At 59.4% G+C, this 13,977-nt stretch carries 13 protein-coding genes and 1 tRNA gene; 10 read left to right on the top strand and 4 right to left on the bottom strand.

Translation table 11 applies throughout. The annotated features are described in order from the left end of the window. Positions 1-41: 41 nt before the first annotated feature. The 7 genes from B5F27_RS03305 to B5F27_RS03275 all read left to right on the top strand — a co-directional run bounded on the left by B5F27_RS03305 (position 42) and on the right by B5F27_RS03275 (position 8,835). Positions 42-839 carry an MBL fold metallo-hydrolase gene (locus tag B5F27_RS03305; RefSeq protein WP_087248513.1) on the top strand — a complete coding sequence of 266 codons (798 nt, stop codon included), beginning with the start codon at positions 42-44 and terminating at the stop codon, positions 837-839. A gap of 405 nt (positions 840-1,244) precedes the next feature. Beyond that, complete coding sequence (gene alaS / locus B5F27_RS03300) at positions 1,245-3,905, top strand: alanine--tRNA ligase (protein WP_087364663.1); 2,661 nt, start codon at positions 1,245-1,247, stop codon at positions 3,903-3,905. Positions 3,906-4,014: 109 nt separating this feature from the next. Next, complete coding sequence (locus B5F27_RS03295) at positions 4,015-4,356, top strand: histidine triad nucleotide-binding protein (RefSeq protein ID WP_087248509.1); 342 nt, start codon at positions 4,015-4,017, stop codon at positions 4,354-4,356. A gap of 33 nt (positions 4,357-4,389) precedes the next feature. Continuing rightward, positions 4,390-4,929 carry a phosphoribosyltransferase family protein gene (locus tag B5F27_RS03290; protein ID WP_087364661.1) on the top strand — a complete coding sequence of 180 codons (540 nt, stop codon included), beginning with the start codon at positions 4,390-4,392 and terminating at the stop codon, positions 4,927-4,929. 76 nt (positions 4,930-5,005) lie between these two features. Then, positions 5,006-7,174 (top strand): ComEC/Rec2 family competence protein, encoded by a 2,169-nt coding sequence (locus B5F27_RS03285; protein ID WP_144066472.1) that lies wholly within the window; start codon positions 5,006-5,008, stop codon positions 7,172-7,174. 18 nt (positions 7,175-7,192) lie between these two features. Then, complete coding sequence (gene holA / locus B5F27_RS03280) at positions 7,193-8,224, top strand: DNA polymerase III subunit delta (RefSeq protein ID WP_087364657.1); 1,032 nt, start codon at positions 7,193-7,195, stop codon at positions 8,222-8,224. Beyond that, on the top strand, positions 8,221-8,835 hold the full coding sequence (locus tag B5F27_RS03275) for a DUF4093 domain-containing protein (RefSeq protein ID WP_087364655.1): 615 nt from the start codon (positions 8,221-8,223) through the stop codon (positions 8,833-8,835). The genes holA and B5F27_RS03275 overlap by 4 nt, the downstream gene beginning before the upstream one ends. A 71-nt stretch (positions 8,836-8,906) precedes the next feature. On the opposite strand, the gene B5F27_RS03270 is transcribed toward B5F27_RS03275, so the two are convergent. Together B5F27_RS03270 and B5F27_RS03265 are read right to left on the bottom strand one after the other, a co-directional pair. Next, positions 8,907-9,284 (bottom strand): PH domain-containing protein, encoded by a 378-nt coding sequence (locus B5F27_RS03270; RefSeq protein ID WP_087247936.1) that lies wholly within the window; start codon positions 9,282-9,284, stop codon positions 8,907-8,909. 45 nt (positions 9,285-9,329) lie between these two features. Next, entirely contained in the window at positions 9,330-9,818 is a 489-nt protein-coding gene (locus tag B5F27_RS03265) for an HAD domain-containing protein (RefSeq protein WP_087247934.1), read from the bottom strand. A 114-nt stretch (positions 9,819-9,932) separates the two neighbouring features. Between B5F27_RS03265 and B5F27_RS03260 the strand changes: the two genes are divergently transcribed. The 3 genes from B5F27_RS03260 to B5F27_RS16445 all read left to right on the top strand — a co-directional run bounded on the left by B5F27_RS03260 (position 9,933) and on the right by B5F27_RS16445 (position 12,232). Then, a tRNA-Pro gene (locus tag B5F27_RS03260) sits at positions 9,933-10,008 on the top strand. A gap of 465 nt (positions 10,009-10,473) precedes the next feature. Continuing rightward, positions 10,474-11,589, top strand: coding sequence for a DUF262 domain-containing protein (locus tag B5F27_RS03255; RefSeq protein WP_206422986.1), 1,116 nt, complete (start codon positions 10,474-10,476; stop codon positions 11,587-11,589). Next, on the top strand, positions 11,582-12,232 hold the full coding sequence (locus tag B5F27_RS16445) for an MAE_28990/MAE_18760 family HEPN-like nuclease (protein WP_144066471.1): 651 nt from the start codon (positions 11,582-11,584) through the stop codon (positions 12,230-12,232). The genes B5F27_RS03255 and B5F27_RS16445 overlap by 8 nt, the downstream gene beginning before the upstream one ends. A 312-nt stretch (positions 12,233-12,544) precedes the next feature. Here B5F27_RS16445 and B5F27_RS03250 read toward each other — a convergent pair whose 3' ends face one another. Further along, the gene (locus B5F27_RS03250; RefSeq protein WP_242962053.1) at positions 12,545-12,730 is read right to left on the bottom strand and encodes a hypothetical protein; all 186 of its coding nucleotides are present in this window, start codon (positions 12,728-12,730) and stop codon (positions 12,545-12,547) included. A gap of 17 nt (positions 12,731-12,747) precedes the next feature. Next, positions 12,748-13,734: a MobV family relaxase gene (gene mobV / locus B5F27_RS03245; RefSeq protein WP_087364653.1), complete on the bottom strand. Its 987-nt coding sequence runs from the start codon at positions 13,732-13,734 to the stop codon at positions 12,748-12,750. Positions 13,735-13,977 lie beyond the last annotated feature (243 nt).

The following is a 13,977-nucleotide window of genomic DNA, read 5'->3' as shown; positions in this document are numbered from 1 at the left end:
GATTCGTTGTACACCCAGGGCAGGGAGGGCCCTTTTCCCCCATGGCAGAATTCATCTCGCTTTATTCCGGTTCCTCGGGCAACTGCAGCGTGGTCCGCAGCGGCGGCCGCTGCCTGCTCATCGACATGGGCAAGGGGGTGCGGGTCACCACCGGCGCGCTGCGGGAGGTGGGGCTCCAGGCTGCGGACTGCGCCGGTATCCTCATCACCCACGAGCACAGCGACCACGTCAAGGGCCTGGCCACCTTCCTCAAACGGCATCTGCTGCCGGTGTACGGGGCCCAGGCCACCCTGGATGCGCTGGAGGCCGGCGGCGTGCTGCCGGCGGGGTGCCCGGTCCATGTGCTGGACCCCCAGACCGGCGACGAGGAGGAAATCGGCGGGTTCGGGGTGCGGGCTTTCCCCACCAGCCATGACGTGCCCTGCGTGGGCTACCGCATCACCACCCCCGAGGGGAAAGTGATGTCCATTGCCACCGACCTGGGCGTCCTGACCCCGGCGGTCCACGCCGCCCTGGCCGGGTGCGACCTGGTGGCCCTGGAGAGCAACTACGACCCCTACATGCTCCGCAACGGGCCCTATCCCTATTACCTGCGGGCCCGCATCGAAAGCCCCCGGGGCCATCTGTCCAACGACGAGTGCAGCGAAAAGCTGGCCGAGCTGGTGCAGCAGGGCTGCGAAAAGTTCGCCCTGTGCCACCTGTCCCAGGAGAACAACACCCCCGCCCTGGCGCTGCAGACGGTGTTCACCACCCTGGGCGCGGCGGGGGCCGTGCCCGGCAAGGACTGCATCGTCCAGACCCAGCGGCGCAATGAGGTCAGCCCTACGCTGGAATTTTGATCGAAACAGTTGACAAAAACGCTGTACATGCTTATAATTTGAGTGGTGCGGCCGGGGGTGTGGCCCCCTGCCGCCCGCCTGAAATCAAAAAAGGTTATTTGGCGATGACAGGGCCAGGAATGTGCGCCCAGCCGTTCAGAGAGAGGGTTTTTCAGCTGTGAGGCCCTCCGGCTGTTCACGTTCCATGCCACCCTCGAGCTCCCGGCGAAACAAGCCGGGCGCGGCGCAGCGTTATTGCGGCAAAAGAGGCGGCAGGCCACCCGGCCCGCCGCAAGTTGGGTGGTACCACGGAGCAGTTACGGCAGCCTTCGTCCCTTGTCGGGGCGGGGGCTGCTTTTGTTTTCGCCGCGCTGCCGTTTATATTCAGGCCCCGCATGGCGGGGCAGAGCAAGGAGAGAATCGTTTATGCAATGGACCGGTTTGAATGAACTGCGTGAAAAATACCTGAGCTTCTTCGAGGGCAAGGGTCACCTGCGCCTGGGCAGCTTCCCCCTGGTGCCCAAGGACGACCCCAGCCTGCTGCTGATCAACAGCGGCATGGCCCCCATGAAGAAGTGGTTCCTGGGCCAGGAGGAGCCGCCCCGCCACCGGGTCACCACCTGCCAGAAGTGCATCCGGACCCCCGACATCGAGCGGGTGGGCATCACCGCACGCCACGGCACCTTCTTTGAGATGCTGGGCAACTTCTCCTTCCAGGATTACTTCAAGGAGGAGGTCATTCCCTGGGCATGGGAGTTCCTGACCAGCGACCAGTGGATGGCCATCCCCAAGGACAAGCTGTATATCTCGGTCTACCTGGAAGACGACGAGGCCTATGACATCTGGACCCAGAAGGTGGGCATCGCCCCCGACCACATGGTCCGCATGGGCAAGGAGGACAACTTCTGGGAGCACGGCTCCGGTCCGTGCGGCCCCTGCTCCGAGATTTACTTTGACCGCGGCATCGAGTACGGCTGCGGCAAGCCCACCTGCGGCCCCGGCTGCGACTGCGACCGCTATATGGAGATCTGGAACCTGGTGTTCAGCCAGTTCGATTCGGACGGCAAGGGCCACTATGACCGCCTGCCCAAGCCCAACATTGATACCGGCATGGGCCTGGAGCGTCTGGCCTGCGTGATGCAGGGCGTGGGCAACCTGTTTGAGGTGGACACCGTCCAGAGCGTGCTGCACCATGTGGAGCACATCGCCGGCAAGACCTACAAGCAGAACGACAAGGCCGACATCTCCATCCGCGTCATCACCGACCACATCCGCAGCTGCACCTTCATGGTGTCGGACGGCATCCTGCCCTCCAACGAGGGCCGCGGCTACGTGCTGCGCCGCCTGCTGCGCCGCGCCGCCCGTCACGGCCGTCTGCTGGGCATCCAGGGCCCCTTCCTGGTGGACCTGGTGGAGACCGTCATCCAGTCCAGCGAGAGCGCATACCCCGAGCTGCGTGAGCACGCCGCCTACATCAAGAAGGTGGTGGGCACCGAGGAGGCCAACTTCGCCCGGACCATCGACGCCGGCATGAACATCCTCAATACCCTCATCGACGGCATCGAGAAGGCCCATCAGCACATCCTGAGCGGCCTGGATGTCTTCAAGCTGAACGACACCTTCGGCTTCCCCCTGGACCTGACCCGCGAGATCGCCGCCGAGCAGGGCATCGAGGTGGACGAGGAGGGCTTCCACGCCGAGATGACCAAGCAGAAGGAGCGGGCCCGCGCCGAGCGCCTCAAGAAGAATATCTCGGGCTGGAGCGCCGACCTGTTCGGTTCTCTGGAGGCTGCCCCCACCGTCTTTACCGGCTATGACACCCTGAACGACCAGGGCACCGTGGTGGCCCTGTCGGACGAGGAGACCCTCACCGACGCCATCGCCACCGACGACCAGGCCAAAGAAGGCGTGCTGGTGGTGCTGGACAAGACCCCCTTCTACGCCGAGATGGGCGGCCAGACCGCTGACCACGGCGTTCTCACCGGCGACAACTGCACCCTGCGCGTGCTGGACGTGAAGAAGACCCCCAAGGGCTACTTCGTCCACACCTGCGTGCTGGAGAACGGCTATGTCCGCGTGGGCGACGTGCTGAACGCCCAGGTGGACCGTGAGTACCGCTGGGCCATCGCCCGCAACCACACCGCCACCCACCTGCTGCAGGCTGCCCTGCGGGAGGTCCTGGGCGACCACGTCCACCAGGCCGGCTCCTATCAGGATGCCCATGTGACCCACTTCGACTTCACCCACTTCAGCGCCGTGACCCCTGAGGAACTGGCCCGGGTGGAGCAGATCGTCAACGACAAGATCTATGAGGCCCTGGAGGTCAACGTCCGCAGCATGCCGCTGGACGAGGCCAAGAAGATGGGCGCCATGGCCCTGTTCGGCGAGAAGTACGGCGAGATCGTCCGCGTCGTGGACGTCTGCGGCTGGTCCACCGAGTTCTGCGGCGGTACCCACGTCAAGAACACCGCCCAGATCGGCTGCTTCAAGATTGTCAGCGAGTCCTCTGTGGCCGCCGGCATCCGCCGCATTGAGGCCGTCACCGGCAAGAACCTGCTGATGCGGGCCAACGCCAACGAGCTGACCCTGCGCCAGACCGCCGCCGCCCTCAAGGCCAACAACGTGGCCGACCTGGCCGCCCGCGCCGAGGCCGTCATGGCCGAGAACAAGGCCCTGACCAAGGAGCTGGATACCCTCAAGGCTGAGGTGGCTGCCTCCAAGGTCACCGACCTGTTCAAGAACGCCAACGAGGTCAACGGCGTCAAGATCGTCACCGCCTACTTCACCGGCACCGCCAGCGACACCCTGCGCGGCATGTGCGACACCATCCGCGACAAGGCCGTCAACCCGGTGGTGGCCGTCCTGGTGGGCAGCGACAACGGCAAGACCACCATGGCCGTGGCCGTCAACAAGCTGGCCCAGGCCAAGGGCCTCAAGGCCGGCAACCTGGTCAAGGAGCTGTCGGCCATTGCAGGCGGCAAGGGCGGCGGCAAGCCCGACTTCGCCATGGCCGGCCTGAAGGATGCCACCAAGATCGACGAGGCCCTGCAGGCTGCAGGCGAGGTGGCCGGCCGCCAGATGGCCTGATCCACGGCCCGCGCGCGGCCTTGGACGCCGCGCTGACTGATAACGGCAGAAACCGGCCCCCGGCCGGGCGCTGCCGGCAGATTCACCCACGAAAGGAGCTGTCACAACCATGGATGACTGCCTGTTCTGTAAGATCGCTGCGGGGGAAATTCCCTCCAACAAGCTGTACGAGGACGACCAGCTGCTGGCCTTTTATGACATCGACCCCCAGGCCCCGGTCCACTTCCTCGTCATCCCCAAAAAGCACATTCCCTCGGCCGCAGCCCTGACCGAGGCGGACGGGGCCCTGCTGGGCCACATCTTCGCCACCATCGCCAAACTGTGCAATGACCTGGGCTGCGACGGCGGCTACCGCATCGTGTCCAACGTGGGCGAGGACGCCGGCCAGAGCGTCAAGCACCTGCACTTCCATGTGATGGCCAAGCGCCCCATGGGCTGGCCCGCAGGCTGAGAGCCCGGATCGGAAAAAGGAGAGAATCACAACATGGCTGAAACCTATACTTTGAAGGTCGCGGGCCTGACCCGCGAGCTGACCATCTGCAAGGTGAACGACCACATGGACATTGCGGCCTTCATCATGCTGGGTGACAGTGAGCTGACGGTGGCCGCAGCCGCCGAGCTGCTGAAAAAGTGCCCCGACTTTGACATCCTGCTCACCGCCGAGGCCAAGGGCATCCCCCTGGCCCACGAGATGAGCCGTCAGAGCGGCAAACCCTATGTCTGCGCCCGCAAGAACGTCAAGCTGTATATGAAGGACCCGGTCATCGTGGAGGACCAGTCCATCACCACCGCCGGCAAGCAGAAGCTGGTCATCGACCGCAAGGAGCTGGACCAGATGAGCGGCAAGCGTGTGCTGGTGGTGGATGACGTCATCTCCACCGGCGGTTCCCTGAAAGCCCTGGACGCCCTGGCCGAGCAGACCCGCTGCGAGATCGTGGGCCAGGCCGCCGTCCTGGCTGAAGGCGACGCAGCCAAGCGGGAGGACATCATCTTCCTGGAGCCGCTGCCCCTGTTCTTCCACTGATGGGGTGAGGCGGCCGGTCTGCGCACTTTTTGCCGGTGCGCTGAGCGCACAGCTGATCGCTGCTTATGAGCCGCAGGTGACCCTCGGGCCGCTTGCGGCTTTCTTTGTCGGGATCTGCCTGGCGGTGATGCTGCTGGGCGGGCGGCGCAGGGGATATGGTCTCTGGCTGCTGGCGGGGGCCATGCTGGGCATCGGCTTTACCCTGCGCACCCAGGCCCGGCTGGAAACCCTCACCAGCCGGTACGACAACACCACCGTCCGTCTGGTGGCCAGCGTGGAGGAGGTAAGGGAGGGTTACACCCGGCTGAATGTCCGGGCCAGGCTGCGGGTGGAGAGCGTCCGGGGGCAGGAGGCGTCCTTCTGCTGCTGGTGCGACAACCTGCCGGCCTGTGAGGCCGGGGACCGGATCGAGGGGATTTTCACCCTGGAATCCCCCGGCCAGGAGGACCGTCCCGGCCGCTACGCCGACGAAATCGTCTTTCTGGCCGACTACAGCCAGCAGTTTGCCTGTCTGGGGGAGGCGGAAGGCTTTCGGGCCTGGTCGGCCCGGCTCCAGCAGACCCTCAGCGATGCTCTGTGCAAAGATATGGAAGGGGACGAGGCCGGCGCCCTGGCCGCCATGGTGGTGGGGGACCGCAGCCGGATCTCCTCAGAACTGAACAGCGCCTATCGGGCGGCGGGATTGTCCCATGTGCTGGTGGTCAGCGGAATGCACGTCACCATCCTGTGCGGCATGGGCCTGCCGGCCCTGTGGGATATGAAGCGCTGGCTGACGGCAGGGCAGAAGCTGGCCCTGCTGCTGCCGGACAAACTGGGCTTTAAGCTGTACCGGCGGTTCGGGGTGCGGCTGGCCCAGATGCAGCTGCGTCCCGCCCGGCCCATGGAGGGCTGTTTCAGCCGGCGCAAGGTCTGGGCTCTGCGGCTGCGGGCCCTGGGGCCGGTGGCGCTGGCCGTCCTGCTGACCGGCATCACCGGCTTTACCCCGTCGGTGCTCCGGGCCGCCGCAGCGGTGGCCATCGGGGCCTTTGGGGTGTGGGTCATGGCCCCCGCCGACGCCATGACCAGTCTGGCCCTGGCCGGGCTGGGGATGAGCGCCTTCAACAGCTACGCCGTCTGCGACGTGGGCTTTGAACTGTCCTATGCGGCGGTGATGGGCACCCTGGCAGGGGCGGCCCTGGCCCGCCGCCGCACCCAAAGGCTGAACGACCGCCCGGCCTTTCGCCGGGAGGGGATGGGACAAGCGCCCCTGATCCAGCGGGCGGCTCTGCGGCTGGCACGGGCGGTCTGGACCACAGGGTGCATCTCCCTGTGCGCCTCGGCGGCCACCTTCCCGGTGCTGGTTCTCCGGGGGATGAGCACCAGCCCCTATGCGCTCATATCGGGTGTGGCCGTCCTGTGGGTGGTGCAGCCTATGATGATTCTGGGCATCCTGGCGGCCCTCACCGGGCTGGTGCCGGCACTGTACCCGGTCTATCATCTGCTGGCGATGGGAGCCGGAGCGTTCGCCCGGCTTCTGAACGCATGGGTGGAAATGGTGTCCCAGTGGCCCGGGGCCCAGATGGCTTTTGACAGCCGCTATGCCGCCGCAGTGAGCCTGATCCTGATGGGCCTGTGCTACCTGGCCTATCAGGGCCGGGTGCGGGCCCGGTTCTGGGTGCCGGCGCTGGTGCTGGCGGCTGCGGTGGGGATCGGCGGGGCGGTGGTCCTGAGCCGGGATGTGGTGCAGGTGGCCCTGGTGGGCAGCGCCCAGACCCCCTCGGTGATCCTGACCCAGAACGGCCAGACGGTGGTTCTCTACCGGGGCGGCAGCAGCGGCCGCACCGCGGTGGAGGGCTGGCTGGAAAGCCGCGGCCTGTCCCAGCCCTGCCTGCTGGTGGATTTGCGCAGCGAACCCTCCCGGGTGACCCGCCCCGAGGCGGACCGGGTGATTCTGGCGTCGGGGCTGGGAGATTATGCCACCTACCGGGGCCAGCGGGGCGATATGAAAGTGGAAGTCCTCTGCCTGCCCCAGGGCCGGGCCGCCCTTGTGACGGTGGGCCGGTGGCGGCTGGCAGCGGTCAACGGCACCTTTGAGCTGGCCCAAACCATGGAGGTGGACTGGCTGCTGGCCTCACCCTCCGACCCGTCGGCCTTCCGGTGGGAAGGGGTGCTGGCGCTCAAGGAATACGACTGGATGGACCCGGACACGCCCCGGGCGTCCGGGCTGCTGCTGCGGCCGGGCGGGGGCGTGCGGGTCCGGCAATGACAAAGGAGGCGAGGCGCGATGCCCGCAGAAACCAAGCTGGCGGTCCTGGCGGAACAGGGCTGCCCGGTGTTCTATTTTTACTCCACCGAGAAATATCTGGTGCACCAGGCGGTGCAGGCGGCCTGCCGCCTGCTGGCCCAGGGGACAGAGGAGGAGATGACGGTGCTGGACGGGGCGGCTCCCGACGTGGAGCAGCTGGTGATGGCGGCGGGCACCATCTCGTTTTTCGGCACCCGGCGTGTGGTCTGCCTGCCCGAGGTGGACCCCGGGGCCTACAGCGAAAAAGACCTGGAAGCCTTTATGGACACGGTGGCCAGCCTGGAAAACGCCGTGCTGGTGCTGGGCAGCGTCTTTGAGGCCGAGCGCACCGGCAAGGCCAAGCCGGGCAAGCGGGCCCAGCGGCTGATTGCCCAGTGCAAAAAGCTGGGCTGGGCCGAGGAACTGGCCAAGCCCGGCCCCGCCCAGCTGCGGCAGATGATGACCGACCGGGCCCAGGCCCAGGGGGCCGAACTGACCGGCCCGGCGGCGTCGGCCCTGCTGGACCGCTGCGGCGAGGACCCCTACCTGCTGGAAAACGAGGTGGACAAGCTGGCGGCGGCCTCGGGCTACCGCACCATCACCCCGGCCCTGGTGGCCGACATGGGTGTGGTGAGCCTGGAGGCGGACGTCTTTGAGATGGTGCGGATGGTGACCGCCCGCAACGCGGCCGCCGCCTGCAAGAAACTGCAGGTTCTGCTGCGGCTGCAGCAGGAACCCATCGCCATCACCGCCGCCCTGATCGGCAGCTATGTGGACCTGTACCGGGTCAAGCTGGGCCAGCAGAACAAAAAGAACTACACCGCCGTGTTCAAGGACTTCGGGTACAAGGGCAGTGATTTCCGGCTCAAGCGGTCGGCCCAGACGGCGGCAGGCTACACCCTGCCCCAGCTCAAGCGGTGCCTGAATATCCTGCTGGAGCTGGACAAAAACCTCAAGGGCCAGCCGGTGAACCCCCAGGTGCTGCTGGAAATGGCCCTGTGCCGCCTGGTCATGGAAGGAGGCAGCCGATGAGCGAACGTCTGCATACCGGCCGGGTGCTGGTGGTGGAGGGCAAATACGACGCCGCCCGCCTGGCCGGCCTCACCGACGCCATGATCCTGCTGACGGGCGGGTTCGCGGTGTTTTCGGACAAAAAACGCCAGCGGCTTCTCAAGCAGCTGGCAGAGCAAAACGGCCTGATTCTCCTGACCGACTCGGACAAGGCGGGGTTCCAGATCCGCACCTACATCACCAACCTGGTGGGGGAGGAACACGTGGTCCAGGCCTATGTCCCGGCCATGCCGGGCAAAGAGCGCCGCAAGGCCGCCCCCGGCAAGGAGGGCCTGCTGGGGGTGGAGGGGGTGCCCGACGAGGTAATCCTCCGCAGCCTGCGGCAGGCTCTGGGCAGCGAGGCCGACCAGCCCGCCGCCCCCCGGACGGGCCGGGCCGTCACCTACACCGACCTGTACGACTGGGGCCTGTCGGGTACCGCAGGGGCCGCCGAGCGGAAATACCGGCTGCTGGGGGCCCTGGGGCTGCCGCCGAGGCTTTCCAAAAAGGAAATGCTGGAGGTATTCAACCGGCTGTATACCTTTGAGCAGCTGGACCGCCTGCTGCGGCAGCTGGACGAACCCGAATCCTGAACAAAACAAACGCCCGGGCCTTTCCCGCAAAAGGGGAGAGGCACCGGGCGCTTTTGTGTGTCGGGCAGGATTCAGCCCGAGATGGCGTTTTCGATGACGCGGCAGAGCAGGGCCAGGTCGGAACCGGCCAGCAGCTCAAACTTGACGGCCCCCAGGCCCGAATACCACAGCTGCAGCTCGCCGTCCAGATCGCCCATGCCGGCGGACTCGATGGCGTAGGCCTGCACCCGGCGGTAGGGCAGGGAGGTGAAGGACTTTTTCATCCCGGTGACCCCCTGGACGTTGATGGCGATGACCCGGCGGTCGGTAAAGACGACGCCGTCCCGGACGCTCTGGAAGGCCTGGACCACCTGTTCACCGGGGGTGAGCAGAGGCTGGATCAGGCGCTCCAGCTTGGAATCGTTGACCGGGCGCAGCTTGAGAAAAGACGGGTTTTCAAAATCAATCATGGCGGACACCTCTTTCGTTGGATGGTTAGGGTGAGTATAACAGATTTAGACGCCGGGGGCAACCCCGGCCAAAAGGTCCAGCGCCTGCCGGAAATCCCTCCGGCGCAGTCCCCGCATGCTGTCCACCTCCACCAGCCGGGCTTTCAGGGCCGGCGTGCCGGTGAATTCGTCGGGCCGGTCGTCCAGGATGACGAAGCCGGCGCCGGGGTGCTGTTCCAGCCAGGCGGCGATCTCCTCCCCCTTGCTCCGGCCCAGAATGGGGGCCAGATCCCATACCGGGGTGCCGTTGGCCTCCAGGGTGCGGTAGAAGTGGTCCCGGATGGCCTGCATGAAGGGATCGTCGTCCTCAAAGCTGTACCGCCAGGAGGAGGACAACACCACCCGGGCGCCGGTGCGCCGCACCAGCCGGCGCAGCAGCCCCAGGGCGATGGGGTCAAAGAAGGGCCGCTCCATGGGCCGGCGGAACAGCCAGTTCAGCCGGACGCTGAGGGGCGTGCAGAGAACGCCATCGATATCCAGGAAAATCACCGTCATAACAGGGCCTCCGTCGGGGTGGGCAGGTGCTGGCTTTATTGTAGCACGGCCCGGCCCCGCCGGCAACTGCCGATTGACGAAACGCCCCAAACGCGGTATACTATAGAGCAGTGCCGGGGTGTTGCGCAGTTGGTAGCGCGCCTGCTTTGGGAGCAGGAGGCCGCGAGTTCGAGTCTCGCCACTCCGACCAAGAGATAGAAATCCGAACTTGATCTTCCCAGTGGGAGACGGGTTCGGATTTTTGCTTTCTACCGAGAACCTGGATTTGACGCGGTGATCGGAAAGGGCGGGGCTTCCTCGAATGAAGAAGGGAAGGCCCGCCTTGTACTTATTAAACCGATTCTGAGGACCTTAGAAATGCCTTTGTTCTGTATACACCAGAATCTACAAACTCTTTTCAAGGTACTTTAGTCTTGTTTGTTATAGCTGTGACGAGTATCTTTACCTGGACCATAGGACGGATTAGGCGGCTTCGGTGTAAAGAAACATATTGCCTCCTAAATGTGCGTTCTCTAATAATGAAAGCCTTCACATTGGTCGAAGAAGACTCATTCACAAAGTGAAGATTGATTCCTTCATATTAGCTATTGATTTTAGACATGTAAATGAGTAGTATATAATATATACAAATACATGACAGAGTTGAGGGATTATTATGGATGATACTCGGATTTCAATGTTTCCAGAGGGAGATGTCCCTGCACAGGTTAACGAACTTGAAATGCAAGTTAAAAAGCTTAGGAATAGCCTAACTACTGATAGAATGGACATGTCCTTTGGCGAAATAATGAGCATGTATGAGCAAGGAGAAATAATAATTTCTCCTGAATTTCAAAGATTGTTTCGGTGGACTGTTGAACAGAAAACAAAATTTATAGAATCTATTTTGCTTGGCATTCCTATTCCCCCAATTTTTGTGGCAGAAGATAATGATGGTCGTTGGGAATTGGTGGATGGGCTGCAAAGAATTTCGACAGTACTTTCATTTTTTGGTGTTTTGAGAACAGATAAGCCGGAGATGAACAGGTGGTTTTTAGTATCTGGTGATTTACTAGATGCTCTAGAGGGATTCAATATTGATAATCTTCCCAACAGGTATCGTTTAAATATTAAGCGTGCTGTTTGTCGGATAGAAATTATAAAATGGGACAGCCAATGGGATATGAGATATGAGCTGTTTAGTCGACTTAATACAGGTGGAGAGGCGTTGACCGATCAGGAAATAAGAAACTGCATATTCCGAAGTGGCCTAAGAAAATTATATGAATTTATTGATGAGGCAGTTAACAATAAAATATTTGTCAATTTAACGGCGCTAACTGAACGTCAAAAGCTGGAGCTATATAACCAAGAACTAATAGTAAGATATATTTGCTTAGTGGATAGCTGGGAAAAAGTAAATGCATCAATTTCAATGTATATGACGAATTATTTACGAGAGAAACTAGACAAAGGTGAAGATATTCCGGCAGAAATACCTGATAAATTCTATCGTACCTTAAAATTGCTTGAACCTTTGGGTAAATCTGTTTTCCGTTTTGCTAATAGCACAATTTGTTCGTCTAGTCTTTATGATGCAGTAATGGTAGCATTAACTAATAATCTGGATTTTTATGAAACACATCCTGATAAATTAAGTTCCGTGATTGCTCGACTAAAAACTGATGATCAGTTTAGAAAAAATTCTGGCGTATCTTCAAGCAGCAAAAATAGGGCTAAACGGCGAATAAAGCGAGCACTTGAACTATTTGGAGAAAGTGCACATGAGTGATTTTGAAGAAGCTATAAATTCTGATTTAAATTGGAGATTAGGTGAGATTGCTATATTAAAATCTTTGACAGTTCAATCTCATTTGTCAGAAAGAAAAAAAGCTGTCTCTCGAAAATATTGTATTCCTGCTCTATATGCGGTTTGGGAGGGCTATATTGTTAACTCTTTCAAAGAGTATGTAAAGGTCATCAATAGTGAACAGTTGACTTTTTCTGATTTAAATGAAAGTATAAAAACAAAACATATGTTTTCTTCACTAAGCTTACATCAACCTCCGCAAACTTTTGAAAAGAAAAAGCAACTAGTTAGAAAGATTCAAGATATGGTATCTGGACCAGTACAACTTCCATTGGAAATTGATACAGGGTCAAATGTTAATTATGCTGAATTGCAGAATATTTGCAATAGATATGCGGTCAATTGTGAATCGTTAGAAAAATACAAGGTGCCTCTTAATAAGTTTCTCAACTATAGGAATCGTATTGCCCACGGTGACAACTCCATTTCTGTTGATCCTGAGCATATTACTGAGTTTTCCCAAACAGTTGTGTCTCTAATGGTGGATATCGCTGAAATTCTAAATAACCATGTCAAAGAGCGTAAATATATGCTACGTCCTCATGAATTAAACGTTCCGAGATAATATGAAAAGATACTTTTTAGTTTAGTATTCTGTAAAATAGAAATGTTTTGGCTTTGTTACTGGCAAAACTATTAATATTGCTGGACTCTTGTGGATCTTCTGATGATATTATGATTTGGGAGATTTTTCGATATGGTTTTAGAGTTAACAGGGATTGAATTACAAAAAAGCTAACCTGTTATAATAAGCAGACTTTCATGTAATTGAGGAGAAAAGTCTGTTTACAATATAAAAATTATTTTTAGTATATAATTTATTTGGCTTTATGTAAATCAAGTGCTCGCTTGAGCACTTGATTAGAAATTCATTTACTTACCCAGCCATAGGGAGGTTCTGCTGCTTTAGCTGCTGTTCCTCTTTCCACCGAGCAAACTGACGCTGACCTTCTTCGCTGGCATAAAATTTTTCAATTTCCGGCAGCAGGACCCGAGCCAGCGCTTCCATCTCGTGCTGTGGAATGCCGGTGCCGTAATCATTGATCGCTTTCTTTTTTGCCAAATGATTACCTCCCATGTTCATAAGCCCTGTTTCATGGGGTGGTTTCGTTCTGCGGTTCCCATGTGGGTATACGCATCCAGAACCTCTTTGGGAATGCGCTCCAGAATCGCGAGGGCCTCCTGATACTCCCGCTGGAGCTTGGCATCTTTCAGCTGCTTCAGAACGCTCTCGTGAGTCGCCTCGTCCAGGGACTCCGAGAGCTTTTTGTTTTTCTTCTTGAGCTTTTCATTCTCAGCCTTGGTACTGGTGAAGGCTGTACTGTACTTTTTCAGCTGGGTCCGCATCTTCTCCACGGCCGGGATATAGCCGTCCAGCAGTTCAGAAATCTCGGCGGCCCGCTTCTTGCCGTTCAGAGGCCCGATGCTTGTGAGCAGATGATCCAGCTTCTGGCGCTGCTTGGTCAGGCGGGTCATCTCCTTAAAAATGCGGGGCGGGATATGGTCGCGGCCCGTCTGGCTGGCGCTCTCGCCGCGCTCCAGGTCGGAGTACTTGACAACCATGTGCTCCCAGAACTTGTCCTGCCACCAGCTCAGCTTCTTTTTGTTGCCCACAATCTCTTTGGCACTCAGCCTGCCGTCTGGCGTCAGCGGGACAAAAGAAAGGTGCATATGGGGCGTCTTCTCGTCCATATGCACCATGGCGGAGATAATTGTTTCTTTGGCTTGATACTGCTCCAGGAAGTGGAGTGCTTCTTCAAAGTACTGCCGGATTTCGGGCAGCTTCTTGCCCTGAAAGAATTCCGGTGTGGCGGTGAACAGGACTTCCACCAGCCGGACACTGTCCTTCCGGGTACGGCAGCCCGCAGCGCTGATCTGTCGCTCGGCTTCGGCCCGGTACCGCTGGGGCGGGTCGATCAGGTGAAAGTTATGCTTGCTGCGGGAAAGGTCAATATCGGGGTTACTGGCGTACTTCTCTTTTCTGCGCTCGTTATGGGCCTCGATGTTGGTGATCTCCGGCCCTTTGTACTTGGCGAAGCGCATAATGGCGTATTGTGGTTGGCTCAATGGCGGCCCTCCTTTTTGGCAATTCAATCGTATTGGTGACGGGCATAGTGGGAGCCTCCTTTCAGATTTTGGTGCGGATCAAATTGATCTGCACCACTTTGTCGTAGCTATGAATGATTTGTTGGGGCGGATAGGTAAGCGCCCCACGAAACAGTGTACTTGCCAAGCCCAGTCTCCCAGTGAGAAAATCGTTCCATGGAGTGGCTGTGTATTTTTGAGAGCGGTCTTAAAAATACACGGCCT

The sequence above is a fragment of the Faecalibacterium sp. An192 genome, assembly GCF_002160175.1.
In the GTDB taxonomy this organism is placed as follows: Bacteria; Bacillota; Clostridia; order Oscillospirales; family Ruminococcaceae; genus Faecalibacterium.
This window is presented reverse-complemented; position numbering and strand designations above follow the sequence as displayed.

What these genes read in the sequence shown, in the direction of transcription:
- B5F27_RS03305 (WP_087248513.1), top strand. Translation starts at nt 42, where the DNA reads ATGGCAGAATTCATCTCGCTTTATTCCGGTTCCTCGGGCAACTGCAGC.
- alaS (WP_087364663.1), top strand. Translation starts at nt 1,245, where the DNA reads ATGCAATGGACCGGTTTGAATGAACTGCGTGAAAAATACCTGAGCTTC.
- B5F27_RS03295 (WP_087248509.1), top strand. Translation starts at nt 4,015, where the DNA reads ATGGATGACTGCCTGTTCTGTAAGATCGCTGCGGGGGAAATTCCCTCC.
- B5F27_RS03290 (WP_087364661.1), top strand. Translation starts at nt 4,390, where the DNA reads ATGGCTGAAACCTATACTTTGAAGGTCGCGGGCCTGACCCGCGAGCTG.
- holA (WP_087364657.1), top strand. Translation starts at nt 7,193, where the DNA reads ATGCCCGCAGAAACCAAGCTGGCGGTCCTGGCGGAACAGGGCTGCCCG.
- B5F27_RS03275 (WP_087364655.1), top strand. Translation starts at nt 8,221, where the DNA reads ATGAGCGAACGTCTGCATACCGGCCGGGTGCTGGTGGTGGAGGGCAAA.
- B5F27_RS03270 (WP_087247936.1), bottom strand. Translation starts at nt 9,284, where the DNA reads ATGATTGATTTTGAAAACCCGTCTTTTCTCAAGCTGCGCCCGGTCAAC.
- B5F27_RS03265 (WP_087247934.1), bottom strand. Translation starts at nt 9,818, where the DNA reads ATGACGGTGATTTTCCTGGATATCGATGGCGTTCTCTGCACGCCCCTC.
- B5F27_RS03255 (WP_206422986.1), top strand. Translation starts at nt 10,474, where the DNA reads ATGGATGATACTCGGATTTCAATGTTTCCAGAGGGAGATGTCCCTGCA.
- B5F27_RS16445 (WP_144066471.1), top strand. Translation starts at nt 11,582, where the DNA reads ATGAGTGATTTTGAAGAAGCTATAAATTCTGATTTAAATTGGAGATTA.